Raw genomic sequence first — 13,146 nt, 5'->3', positions numbered from 1 at the left:
GGGTGTTAAAGTCCAGAGTTCTCCGCTGTCATAGCCCCACATCTATCCATGTGATATAATGGAAGGCAGGGGGGAGAATATTGGCAAAAAAACGAAAAAAGAAGCGCTCAATTGGTGCGCAATTAAAGTATGAAGTATATGGCATTCTAATCATTACGATATCTATGATCGCCCTCTCTGGTGAAGCTGCGGTTGGACGAGCACTTTCCAGATTTTTCGGTATTATTCTAGGGAAGTTTTATTTTGTATTGGCTATAGCAGGAATAATTATAGGGCTGTCCGTTATGATTAAGCGAGCTTGGCCCAAGGGCTGGACGTCTCGTAAAACGGGTATTGTAATCGCGGTGCTGGCATTCACGTTAAGCAGCTCTATCTCACATATCAATGCAAGGTATATGGGGCTCGATGATGCCGCTGTAACAGGCAGTATGATTTTCAAAACATTAGATGAAGAGCTGCGATCACAGCTATTTGCTTCCAATGTGGATGGTCAACAGCCTTCAATTAGAGATTTGTCGATTAGCGGAGGATATGTAGGGGCCTTGCAATATTCCTTACTATTCATGCTTTTTGGCTATTATGGCGCGCTTATTCTAAATATCGTGCAATATTTGATTGCGTTTTTATTAATTACTGGCAAGTCTTACGTAGATATGCTGAGATTTGTCAGAACGAAAAGCTTGCGACTGTACAAGCTGCTTACTGCCAAGCTGAGTCTGATTCGGGCGCGAAGAAAAGCAATATCCAAAGCTCAGCAGGCCTCGTACACTGAAGATGTAATGGATGATGATGAGGAGGAAACATATCAGCCAGAGCAAACTGCGAAAAAGCAGAAGAAGTCTTGGTTTTTCCAGACGAACACGGATACGACAACAGTGCAGGATGATTGGGAGCTGCATCATCGAGCTGAGAATTCATTTGAGCATGAAGAAGAAGCGGTGCTTGAAGGCTATGTTGCAGCAGATGATGATAAGCAGCAGGAAACACTGCAAACAAATATGAGAGCAAGAAGCGAATCACCATCTAATGAGGCTTACATAAATGAGCAGGAATCTTCTGAGTATAATAATACAAGCTATAATGACTTGGAGGAGCAGCAAGCCTATGAGAATGAGCTGGAATGGCAGGCAGCAGAAGGCTCTTCACTTGATGCTGCGAACAATCAACCAGAAGGACATCATGCCATCGCTCATTTGGCAGATCAGCTTCTTGCAGAACAGCAGCATGAGACTGAACCGCCAGAGATCGAGCATGATGATGAGGCCTATTCATATCCTGAAGGACAGGCTGTAACGTCAGATGCGCTTATTACGGAAGCGGATATTAACGATTCAACGAAGCTCGTACACGCTCCGCTTGCATCAACGCCAATTCCATATGAGATGCCTCCATTTTCACTGCTTAGCATGCCCAAGCATACAAACAAAGCAACAGACGGGCATGAAATGTATGATGCGAGAAGAAAGCTTGAGGCCACGCTGGAGAGCTTTGGCGTACGTGCCAAAGTGCTTGACGTTGTTCGGGGGCCAGCAGTTACTCGTTATGAAGTGCAGCCCGCAACTGGGGTTAAGGTAAGTCGTATTGTCGGACTAACCGATGATATCGCGCTAGCGCTCGCAGCGAAGGATGTGCGAATGGAGGCGCCGATTCCAGGCAAGTCTGCAATCGGAATTGAGGTGCCTAACGGCGAAGTATCCGTTGTTACGATGAGGGAAGTAATGGAAACGCCTGTATTTATGAACGCTCAATCCAAGCTGTCGATTGCTTTTGGTCGGGATATATCAGGTCAAACGATTGTAGGCAATCTTGCGAAAATGCCGCATTTATTAGTAGCAGGAGCTACCGGTTCAGGTAAATCCGTATGTATTAATGGCATCATTGCCAGCATATTGTATAAAGCAAAGCCTGATGAAGTGAAGTTTCTTATGATCGATCCTAAAATGGTTGAGTTGAATGTGTATAATGGCATTCCGCACTTGATTGCGCCTGTCGTGACGAATCCGAAACGGGCATCACTGGCTTTGAAAAAAATTGTGGTAGAGATGGAAAAACGCTATGAGCTATTTTCAAAATCAGGGACACGCAATATTGAGGGCTATAATCAGCTTATGAAGGATGATCCAAGCTTAGTGCTTCCATATATTGTTGTTATTGTGGATGAGCTTGCCGATCTTATGATGGTTGCCTCCAATGAGGTGGAGGATTCTATTGCTCGACTGGCGCAGATGGCGCGTGCTGCGGGCATACATCTTATTATAGCGACGCAGCGCCCTTCGGTTGACGTTATTACGGGGGTCATTAAGGCGAATATACCTTCCCGAATTGCGTTTGGCGTATCGTCACAGGTGGACTCGCGAACGATACTGGATTCAGCTGGAGCAGAAAAGCTGCTTGGACGCGGAGATATGCTGTTCTTGCCTATGGGTATGAATAAGCCAATTCGTGTCCAGGGAGCGTTCCTGTCCGACGAAGAGGTAGAGGCGCTAGTGACATTTGTTCGCGGGCAAGGCGAGGTCAAGTACAATGAGGAGCTCGTGCCAGAGCTTGACGAAGATACGGATGAAGCACAGGATGATGATATGGATGAGCTGTTTGACGAAGCAGCCCGCATCGTGATTGAAGGCAATCAGGCTTCGGTTTCCTTGCTGCAACGCAGAATGAGAATAGGGTATACGAGAGCTGCAAGACTGATTGACCAGCTTGAGGCAAAAGGAATTGTTGGACCGTATGAGGGCAGCAAACCTAGAACAGTACTCGTTTCGCAAGAACAATGGAATGCGAAGTAAAGGATAAATTGTAAGATTAAAGTATATTATTCAATCTCTTTTCTCATACTATGTGCATGTCAGCTACTGACTATGAAAATGCATCAGGAGAAAGGCGATTGAATATGAAATTTCGCAAGATTATGGTGTTCGGTATCGTTGCAATGCTATTTACGAGTCTTATGGTGTACACAAGAGCATGGGAGCAGCCGACGACTCCTACCTTCAGCTCAGCTGTACTGAAGTTTGGCTCATCGGGTAAGGACGTGACCGAGCTTCAAGGTAGACTTAAGTACTTAGGCTATTACAACGGAGAGATTGATGGTCAATTCGGCTCCAAAACGAAAAATGCTGTAACTTGGTTTCAATGGGAATTCGGCTTAACGTCTGATGGAGTAGTCGGTTCAGCAACGAAAAACAAGCTTGTCAATGCAACTAAAAATTGGAATCCATCGTTAGTTGCGGAGTCCGCTAAAGGTTCTGGTTCCACAGGAGGCTCTGGTTCTGGTGGAGGCGGCGGAGGCGGCAATCAAAGCTCTGCTGCACAATCGAATTTGCTTGGATTTACGGAAAACGACATTCAGCTAATGGCCAACGCTGTGTATGGTGAAGCACGTGGCGAACCATACGAAGGTCAGGTTGCTGTAGCGGCTGTTATTTTGAATCGACTGAAGCATCCTGATTTCCCGAATACAGTTTACGGCGTTATATTTGAACCGAGAGCCTTTACTGCAGTAGCCGATGGTCAAATTTATTTGACGCCAAATGAAACGGCGAAGCGGGCTGTAAGAGATGCAATTAACGGCTGGGACCCAAGCTATGGCTGCATCTATTACTTTAATCCGGATACAGCAACGAGTGGATGGATCTGGACGAGACAACAAATCCTCACAATCGGTAAACATATATTCTGTAAGTAATAGCTAAAGCAAGGGGAGAAGCAATCATTGGGAAGGTAGTCTCATGGTTGCTTCTTCCATTTGTAATACGGTAGAATAAATGAACAGGCAAAATGAAAGGGGCCATGATCTAATGGAATTCCAAGTTGGGAAGGTTCAAAATATTACGATTCATGTACTTCCGACGAATCGCTTTAAAACGTATGCGATCACGCTATTTGCTGGAACTCCGCTTGCGGAGCAAACTGTTACTTCAACCGCACTTATCCCCTTTGTATTGCGTCGTGGCACCGCTCGATTCCCTGAAACCATTGAGTTAAGAAAGCAACTTGACGATATGTATGGAGCTGGATTTGGCTTTAACATTGTTAAGCGTGGCGATACTCAATTTGTTCAGTTTCGAATGGATGTCATTAATGATCGTTTTGTAAAGAGTGAACAATCACTGTTGGAAGGTGCACTGCAATATATGGGGGATGTCATTACGAACCCATTATTAGACAATGGTGGATTTCGGGCAGCTTATGTAGATGCTGAAAAAAGCACATTGAAGAAGCAGCTGGAATCTATCATTAACGACAAAATTCATTATGCAGCTGAACGCTGCATTCAGGAAATGTGTGAGAATGAGCCATATCGGTTGAATGCATCAGGCAGATTAGAGGACTTGCCGCTTATTGATGCAGCTAATTTGTATGCTCGTTATATGAGCTGGCTGACTGAGGCTCAATTTGATTTGTACGTCGTCGGAGATACGACGCTGGAAGCGGTGTCTGAGCTTGTCAAGCAGCATTTTAGCATGCCCGCTGTAGCTAATCCGATCTCGTATCAAACGGTTGATCCCGTTCATCCCGTGTCATCGGTTAAAACGGTTGTTGATCGCCTTGAGGTTAGTCAAGGCAAGCTGAATCTGGGCTTACGCATGAATGTCGGTTATTCAGATCCGGATTATGTTGCTGCGCTCGTATATAACGGCATATTAGGCACGTATCCGCATTCCAAGCTGTTTGTCAATGTTCGTGAAAAGGAAAGCTTGGCTTATTATTGCTCGTCTCGTTATGACGCTCACAAGGGCATCATGACGATTCAATCCGGCATTGAATTTAATAACTACGAAAAAGCGTTAACAATCATTGAAAAGCAGCTGGAGGATATGAAGGCCGGACTCATTTCTGATGTGGAGCTGGAGCAGACTAAGGCGATGCTGACCAATGCAATGCGAGAAATACTGGACAATGCCAATGATATTGCAGGCTTTGACTTTAATAAGCAGTATTCCAAGGTAGATCGGTCCGTTGAAGATGTGATCAATCAAATTGCAGCCGTAAGCAAGGAAGATGTGCAGCAGATTGCCAGCCGTGTTGCTTTAGATACTATCTACTTTTTACGTGATCGTCAGGAGGTGTAAGGATGGAGACGCTTAGTTATCCGCACGTTGAGGAAACGTTGTATCGTGAGATTCTAGACAATGGTCTTGAGATTATAGTGCTGCCCAAGGCGGGCTTCCAAAAAACCTATGCTACATTTGCAACGAAATACGGTTCCATAGACAACCATTTTGCAGTTGGAGATCAAGAGCCGGTCAAGGTACCCGATGGCATCGCTCATTTTTTGGAGCATAAAATGTTCGAGGAGCCAGATGGAATGGATGTTTTCGCGAAATTTTCCAAACAAGGCGCTGCGGCCAATGCTTATACTTCATTTGATCGCACCGTTTATTTGTTCTCTGCTACTGAAAATATTGACGAAAACTTAACGACATTAATTGACTTTGTGCAAACGCCACATTTTACAGAGCAAAATGTTGAGAAAGAAAAAGGAATTATTGCACAAGAAATTAATATGTATAATGATAATGCGGACTGGCGCGTCTACTACGGATTGTTCGAGGCATTGTATCAGAAGCACCCGATATCGATTGATATCGCGGGAACCGTCGAGTCCATTTATCAAATTGATAAAGATATGCTGTACTCTTGCTACAACACGTTTTATCACCCTTCTAACATGCTGTTGTTTGTAGTAGGAGGTGTAGATGCTGCGCATATTATTGAGCTTGTAAAAAACAATCAGGCATCTAAAAATTTCGAGCCTCAAGGCGAAATCAAGCGTTTCTTTGAGGAGGAGCCTGACCAAATCCGCAAAGCTCGAGTTGAAAAGAAACTGCAGGTTTCACTGCCTAAATGCATGCTAGGTTTTAAAGAGCCAGCTGTTAGTAAAACAGGCGAGGAGCTGCTGCGTCAAGAAGTGACAACGAAGCTGCTGTTCGATATTATGTTTGGAAGCAGCTCTCCGTTTTATCAATCTTTGTATGACCAACAGCTTATATTTGACTCGTTCGGTCATGAATACAACTGCTCTGAGCAATATGCCTTTTCGATATTAGGCGGCGACACGCCAAATCCTGACGCGCTTGTAGAACGTATTCGCAATTACATTAGCGAAACGCTGCAAAGCGGAATTGATGCAGAGCGATTCGAACGCGTTAAGCGTAAAAAAATTGGAAATTATTTGCGTATGCTAAATTCCCCTGAGTCGATTGCAACTGAATTTACACGTTACCGTTTCCGCAATTGCGATATGTTTAATGTGCTTAAGTATTATGAGGAAAGCACATTGGAAGATGTCAACACAAGATTAAAGGAGCATTTTGACTTTAATCAGCTGGCAATTTCAATTGTGGAATCGCCTTCGACATAGGTGGTTAAGCCGCTAAGTGAGCTGACGGTGTTGATTACTGGGGGAAGCCGAGGCATAGGCGCAGCGATCGCTAAGCGTTTTGCCAAGGAAGGTTATCGCATCATCATTCACTATTTGCAAGGACATGAGCAAGCGAATGAAACCGCTCGTGAGTGTATTGCTGCCGGAGCCGAGGTGCTGACAATCTCGGCCGACTTGAGCTCGAAGGAGCAGCTTGAGCGCATGAAGGAAAAGCTCGACTCGCTAGGCATGAAACCCGATATTATCGTCAACAATGGCGGTATCTCGCATTATGGGATGCTGATCGATGTGACGGAGGAACAGTGGGATCATGTGATGAATGTGAATCTGAAGGGAATGTTTTTATGCACCCAGCTCTTCATGCCGCATATGATCGCACAGAAATACGGAAGAATCATTAATGTTTCCTCTGTGTGGGGAATGACAGGAGCAGCCTGCGAGGTGTTATATTCGACGACAAAGGGCGGCATGAATGCATTTACGAAGGCGCTGGCGAAGGAGCTTGCGCCATCAGGAGTAACGGTGAATGCTGTGGCGCCTGGCGTAGTCGAGACGGATATGATGAGCACATTTGACTCGGCAGAGAAGGAGGCGCTAGCTCAAGAAATTCCTGTAGGGCGGTTTGGCTCTACAGAGGAGATCGCGTCGCTTGTTTATTTTTTATCACTGCCTGAGTCATCATATATTACTGGTCAAATTATAAGTCCTAACGGGGGCTGGCTGACGTAGTACAGTTTCCCAGCAGATGTAATTACTTACTGGCATAGCTTCGCATTGATTGCACACAATAAACTCTGTTGAGTGATTCAACAATTGAGTTTAGGGAGGCGAAGGCAATGTCTACAGTATTGGACCAATTTGACTCATGGAAAAAGTTTCTGAAAGATCGCGTCGCACAAGGTAAGAACATGGGCTTGTCTGAAGATACGATTACTAATCTTGCGTATGAGATTGGTTCGTTCCTTGATGAGCGTGTCGATCCGAAAAACAATGAGCAAGCCATATTGAAGCAGCTATGGGATTGCGGTGATGAAAGCGATCGTCACACGATTGCTAAATTGATGGTTAAGCTGGCTGAAAAGTCATAATTAAACTCGTTGTCAATCATTCTAAGCAATATCTGTTGCGAAAGCCTCCATTTTTCGGGGGCTTTTCGCCGATGAATTTAGCAACTTTGCAGGAAAGTGTTGAATTTTGTAGAATACATAACGTTAGAAAGATTTACATACATATAGGATGGTGACAGGATTGGAATGGAAGCAATGGTATATGGAGTATACAATTCATAAAAACAGACCGGGTCTGCTTGGAGATATTGCCTCTTTGCTCGGAATGGTAGAGGTCAATATTTTGACGATTAATGGCGTAGACAATCATACGAGGGGTTTGCTGCTGCAAACAACAGATGATGAAAAGATAGAGCTTTTGGGCAAGCTACTTAAAAAGGTCGATGATATTACCGTAAACAAGCTGAGGACTCCAACCATTGTTGATATATTAGCAGTACGGCACGGACGTTACATAGAACGTGATTCAGATGACCGCAAAACGTTTAGATTTACCCGTAATGAACTTGGACTTCTTGTTGATTTTCTGGGCGAGGTGTTCAAGCGTGAGGGCAATTATGTGATTGGGCTTCGTGGCATGCCTCGAGTAGGGAAGACAGAATCGATTATAGCCGGCAGTGTGTGCTCTAATAAACGATGGACCTTTGTATCCTCTACGCTGCTCCGTCAAACTGTGAGATCTCAGCTTTCTGATCAGGAAATGGACCCTAACAATATTTTTATTATTGATGGTATTGTCAGCACGATTCGGTCCAATGAGCGACATTATGCACTTATTCAAGAAATTATGGAGATGCCTTCTACAAAGGTGATTGAGCATCCAGATATTTTTATTCGTGAATCGAATTACGACTACAGCCATTTCGATATTATTGTAGAGCTAAGAAATTCACCGGATGAAGAAATTACGTACGACACATTTACAAGCTATTCCGAGGATTTTTAGAAGAAGATGACAAAATAAAAAAGGAGGTTGTCCTGTGTCAGAGCTAGGTGCTTTGCTGAAAACTGCACGTCAAGAGAAAGGGCTGTCCTTAGACGATATACAAGAACAAACGAAAATAAGAAAACGGTACCTGGAAGCATTAGAGGAAGGCGATTATGATGTTCTTCCAGGGAAGTTTTACATACGGGCCTTTATTAAAAACTATGCAGAGTGTGTTGGTCTTGATGCTGACGAGGTGCTGAGACATTATCATGTAGAGGCGCCCGAGCTGGAAATGCCTGTGAGCGAAACATTGCCTGCCCGCAAGCCGAAACGCATGCGCTCGGCTGCTTCTGAGCGATTCGGCAAGATCGGATTTACGATTTTAATGTGGGGCTTTCTATTTCTTGTAATCGGAGTAATTTGGTTTTACTACGTAAATAAAGAGGAGCCGCCAGAGAATCCTGCTGATTCTTCACAATTTACAGACAATAAAGATGTAGCGGCAACACCAACGCCGACGCCGGATCAGGAAGCTACACCAACGCCTACTCCAACGCCAACACTGCCTCCTGTTACGATTACGTTTCAGCAGCAAAGCGGTCGTGATGAAATTTTTTCCGTTACTCCTGCTAAGGAGAGCTATGAGCTTGTCGTGAAAAATAGTGGCGAAGCAAGCTGGCTTGAGATCTATGAAAATGGAAAGAATGGTACCAGACTGTATTATGCCAATATTAAAGATGGTGAGCAAGCGAGCTTTACGGTGAAAAGCGATGTGTATCTCGTGCTCGGTCGCCCGGGAAATTTGGAAGTAACGCTAGATAACGTTGTCGTCGAAGATGGAGACAACAACAAAAATACGAAGCGAATTTTATTACAAATGCAAGCGGCAGAGACGACAGCACCATAGCTGTCGTTTTGCGTGAAAGGAGTAAAAAATGAGCGATTATTCATTTGACATTGTATCCAAGGTGGATCTGCAGGAATTGAGCAATGCAGTTGTGCAGGCTGAAAGAGAAATTGCTACACGTTTTGATTTTAAAGGCAGCAAAACGCAAATTACGCTAGACAAAGACGAGCTGACTATTGTAAGCGACGATGATTACAAGCTGAATTCGGTAATCGATATTTTGCTTGGCAAAATGGTAAAACGCAATGTACCAACGAAAAATTTGGATTATGGCAAGATTGAGGGAGCATCAGGCGGTACCGTACGGCAAAAAATAAAAATTCGCCAGGGCATTGAGCAGGACATCTCTAAAAAGATCAATACGATCATTAAAGACTCAAAGCTGAAGGTGAAAAGTCAAATTCAAGGCGATCAACTCCGTGTTACGGGCAAAAGCAAGGATGATTTGCAGGCCATAATGCATCTGCTGCGGAATGCGAAGCTTGAGCTAGATTTGCAATTTACTAATTTTAGATAGATAATATCTACATAGTAAATGTGATAGGTTCAGGTGCAGGCAAGTTGAATGCGGATGAACGGTAATGGAGGGAATACGTTGAATTTAGCTAACAAAATTACGATAGCTAGAATTTTTTTGGTGCCTGTTATTTTATTTTTTTTATTAGTCAGATTTGACCTTGGCTCACTAGCGATTGGTGAGGTCAATATCTCCTATGCGCAAATTATCGCAGTTCTTATTTTTATTATTGCTGCAAGCACAGACGGTTTGGATGGCTATATTGCGCGCAAAAACAAGCTTGTTACAAATTTGGGAAAGCTGCTGGACCCGTTGGCGGACAAGCTGCTCGTTGCATCTGTACTGATCGCGCTAGTCGAAATGGACAAACTAAGCGCGCTTGTTGCGATTGTCATTATTTCACGCGAGTTCGCGGTAACAGGACTTCGGCAGATTGCACTTCTTGAAGGCAAGGTTGTTGCAGCAAGCACCTGGGGCAAGTGGAAAACGGCGATTCAAATTACGATGATTATCGTAATTCTACTTAACAATTTCCCGTTCGCGCTTATTCATGTTCCATTTGATATCATTTGCTCATGGGCAGCTGCCATTATTACGATATACTCGGGTATCGATTATTTTGTGAAAAACAAATCACTTATTCCAGTGGAATAACATAATGCACGCTCTCGACTATTCGGGAGGGTGCATTATTTGACTTAAGGATATGACTAAACATAAGGGGTGTGTATATGAAGGCGGAAATTATTGCCGTTGGAACAGAAATGCTGCTTGGACAAATCGTAAATTCAAATGCGCGTGATCTGTCGCTGAAGCTGGCAGAGCTGGGCATTGATGTATATTTCCAAACCGTTGTAGGCGATAATGCCGAGCGAATTGAGCAGGCGATTACGATAGCACGTTCACGTGCAGACCTGCTTATCTTTACTGGCGGGCTTGGACCGACACAGGACGACCTAACAAAGGATGTGCTGGCGAAGTATCTTGGACGCAAGCTTTCGATTGATGAGCCCGCGATGCGTAAAATCAAGGCGCTGTTTGAAGGGCGCGGTGTTGAGATGGTACAAAGCAATGTGCGCCAGGCTCATACGATTGAAGGGGCAGCTCCGCTTGTAAATGAAGCGGGCTTAGCAGTCGGGAATGCGCTCGTTCAAGACGGCACGTACTACATTCTGCTGCCAGGGCCGCCTAAGGAAATGAATACGATGCTGAGTGGTCCTGTTGTTGTATGGCTGCGCGAGGTGCTGGGAAAAGAACAGCCGCTTTACTCCAAGCTGCTGAAATTTGCCGGTATTGGCGAGTCGAGCCTGGAGGCTAAGCTACTGCCGCTAATCGACCAGCAGGTGGATCCAACGATTGCTCCTTACGCGAAGGAGGGCGAGGTTACGGTTCGCGTCTCGACTAAGGCAGCCAGCAGCGAGGAAGCGGAGCTGAAGCTTAATCAGACCATCGATCAAATCAAGCAGATTGTCGGCGACCATCTGTACGCCGAGGAGGACATTCCGATTGAGCGCCAAATTGTAAGAATGCTGCAAAGCAAGCACTTTACACTTGCTTCAGCAGAGAGCTGCAGCGGCGGCTTGTTCGCTGAGCTGATCACCAAGGTGCCTACAGGCTCCTCCTGCTTTGTTGGTGGTGTCGTCACCTATACGAATCAAATGAAGCACAAGCTGCTTGGCATCCCGATGTCTCAGCTTGATGGCGATGATGCTCCCGGTGCGATTAGCAGCTCTACCGCGAAGTTGATGGCAGAGCGGGTACGCGAGCTTCTAGATTCTACCTTCGGTGTTTCGATTACAGGAGTAGCTGGACCTGGAACGAGTGAAGGGAAACCGGTTGGACTTGTCTATATCGGCATCGCTGAAAAAAACAAGCCTACAAATGTAATGGAGCTGAAGCTTGCTGGCGATCGGGCAACGATTCAGCTTCGAGCGGTCAAGCATTTGCAATATCGCTTGTGGCAAGCGATCAAGGCTCACGGCATCGATATCAATTTGGATTAGAAATGTATGCTGACCGAACTTATTTATTGTGAGAGATTCAATCGTTTGCTATAATGATGGAAACATGGAAGAACCGTGGTACAGCCTGCTGGCTATGCTGCGGTTCTTTTTTTGTAATATAGGGCTGAGGTGATGACACAAAAAAATACGAATGTGTGTTCGAAAAAAGTGTTGGCAAGAGCTCTGAAGTAGGTTATTATACTATTATAAATATTGAAGGATGTGAATCTCGTGAGTGATCGTCGTGCGGCATTAGACAATGCATTGCGTCAAATTGAGAAGCAATTTGGTAAAGGCTCTATCATGAAGTTAGGTGAATCTACACATATGCAAGTTGAGACCATTTCTAGTGGCTCTCTTGCTCTAGATATTGCATTAGGCATAGGTGGATATCCACGTGGACGTATTATCGAGGTATACGGTCCTGAATCATCTGGTAAAACAACAGTTGCGCTACATGCGATTGCCGAAGTACAAAAAGCGGGTGGACAAGCTGCATTTATTGATGCGGAGCATGCGCTTGATCCATTGTATGCAAGCAAGCTGGGCGTCAACATTGACGAGCTGCTGCTTTCACAGCCGGATACAGGCGAGCAGGCACTTGAAATCGCGGAAGCGCTTGTACGAAGCGGCGCTGTTGATATTATCGTTATTGACTCGGTCGCAGCGCTAGTTCCGAAAGCAGAGATTGAAGGAGACATGGGGGATGCTCACGTTGGTTTGCAGGCACGACTAATGTCCCAAGCATTGCGCAAGCTTTCAGGTGCGATCTCCAAATCTAAAACGATTGCGATATTCATTAACCAGCTTCGTGAAAAGGTTGGCGTTATGTTCGGCAACCCGGAAACAACGCCTGGTGGACGCGCTCTTAAGTTCTACTCCAGTGTTCGTCTTGATGTGCGCCGCGTAGAAACCTTGAAGCAAGGCAATGATATGGTTGGTAACCGTACACGTGTTAAAGTCGTAAAAAACAAGGTTGCGCCTCCGTTTAAGCAAGCGGAAATTGATATTATGTATGGGGAAGGCATCTCGAAGGAAGGCAGCATTATCGATATCGGTGTTGAGATGGATATCGTACAAAAAAGCGGTGCATGGTTCTCCTTCGGTGGCGAACGTCTTGGACAAGGCCGTGAAAATGCAAAGCAGTTTTTGAAGGATCATCCGGAAATTTCATTAACGATTGAACAGCAAATTCGTGAAGCATCCGATATGAATGCGATGCAGCAAGCCGACTTCTCATCCAATGATGAGGATGATGATTTGGACGATTTGCTATAAGTCGAATTGCTATAATGATTTGCAATCGCCGTTCTGTTGAGGAACGGCGATTGTTTGTATA

The 13,146-nt window shown here is 44.9% G+C and carries 12 protein-coding genes; all 12 read left to right on the top strand.

Going from position 1 to position 13,146, the window contains the following annotated elements; all coding sequences use genetic code 11:
* The first annotated feature begins 80 nt into the window (after nt 1–80).
* The 12 genes from ACFP56_RS00595 (at nt 81) to recA (ending at nt 13,085) form a co-directional block, all read left to right on the top strand.
* Complete coding sequence (locus tag ACFP56_RS00595) at nt 81–2,786, top strand: DNA translocase FtsK (protein WP_379229978.1); 2,706 nt, start codon at nt 81–83, stop codon at nt 2,784–2,786.
* 161 nt (nt 2,787–2,947) lie between these two features.
* Nucleotides 2,948–3,685, top strand: coding sequence for a spore cortex-lytic enzyme (gene sleB / locus ACFP56_RS00590; RefSeq protein ID WP_379231720.1), 738 nt, complete (start codon nt 2,948–2,950; stop codon nt 3,683–3,685).
* 112 nt (nt 3,686–3,797) lie between these two features.
* Entirely contained in the window at nt 3,798–5,072 is a 1,275-nt protein-coding gene (gene yfmF, locus ACFP56_RS00585; RefSeq protein ID WP_379229975.1) for an EF-P 5-aminopentanol modification-associated protein YfmF, read from the top strand.
* 2 nt (nt 5,073–5,074) lie between these two features.
* Entirely contained in the window at nt 5,075–6,364 is a 1,290-nt protein-coding gene (yfmH, locus tag ACFP56_RS00580; RefSeq protein WP_379229973.1) for an EF-P 5-aminopentanol modification-associated protein YfmH, read from the top strand.
* Nucleotides 6,365–7,114, top strand: a complete 750-nt coding sequence (gene ymfI / locus ACFP56_RS00575) for an elongation factor P 5-aminopentanone reductase (RefSeq protein ID WP_379229971.1) — start codon at nt 6,365–6,367, stop codon at nt 7,112–7,114.
* Nucleotides 7,115–7,221: 107 nt separating this feature from the next.
* Nucleotides 7,222–7,473 (top strand): DUF3243 domain-containing protein, encoded by a 252-nt coding sequence (locus ACFP56_RS00570; protein ID WP_379229969.1) that lies wholly within the window; start codon nt 7,222–7,224, stop codon nt 7,471–7,473.
* A 160-nt stretch (nt 7,474–7,633) separates the two neighbouring features.
* The gene (locus tag ACFP56_RS00565; protein ID WP_379229967.1) at nt 7,634–8,398 is read left to right on the top strand and encodes a DUF3388 domain-containing protein; all 765 of its coding nucleotides are present in this window, start codon (nt 7,634–7,636) and stop codon (nt 8,396–8,398) included.
* A 34-nt stretch (nt 8,399–8,432) separates the two neighbouring features.
* The gene (locus ACFP56_RS00560) at nt 8,433–9,287 is read left to right on the top strand and encodes a helix-turn-helix domain-containing protein (protein ID WP_379229965.1); all 855 of its coding nucleotides are present in this window, start codon (nt 8,433–8,435) and stop codon (nt 9,285–9,287) included.
* Between the two features lie 28 nt (nt 9,288–9,315).
* Nucleotides 9,316–9,804: a YajQ family cyclic di-GMP-binding protein gene (locus ACFP56_RS00555; RefSeq protein ID WP_379229962.1), complete on the top strand. Its 489-nt coding sequence runs from the start codon at nt 9,316–9,318 to the stop codon at nt 9,802–9,804.
* Nucleotides 9,805–9,882: 78 nt separating this feature from the next.
* Entirely contained in the window at nt 9,883–10,458 is a 576-nt protein-coding gene (gene pgsA, locus ACFP56_RS00550; protein ID WP_379229960.1) for a CDP-diacylglycerol--glycerol-3-phosphate 3-phosphatidyltransferase, read from the top strand.
* Nucleotides 10,459–10,535: 77 nt separating this feature from the next.
* A complete protein-coding gene (locus tag ACFP56_RS00545; protein ID WP_379229958.1) occupies nt 10,536–11,807 on the top strand; it encodes a competence/damage-inducible protein A in 1,272 nt (423 codons plus the stop codon).
* Nucleotides 11,808–12,038: 231 nt separating this feature from the next.
* A complete protein-coding gene (gene recA / locus ACFP56_RS00540; protein ID WP_379229956.1) occupies nt 12,039–13,085 on the top strand; it encodes a recombinase RecA in 1,047 nt (348 codons plus the stop codon).
* Nucleotides 13,086–13,146: the final 61 nt, after the last annotated feature.

Origin of the sequence: Paenibacillus septentrionalis (assembly GCF_042659865.1) — a bacterium.
GTDB classification, from domain to species: domain Bacteria; phylum Bacillota; class Bacilli; order Paenibacillales; family Paenibacillaceae; genus Pristimantibacillus; species Pristimantibacillus septentrionalis.
The sequence above is the reverse complement of the archived record's forward strand: the minus strand, read 5'-3'. Positions and strand labels throughout refer to the sequence as shown.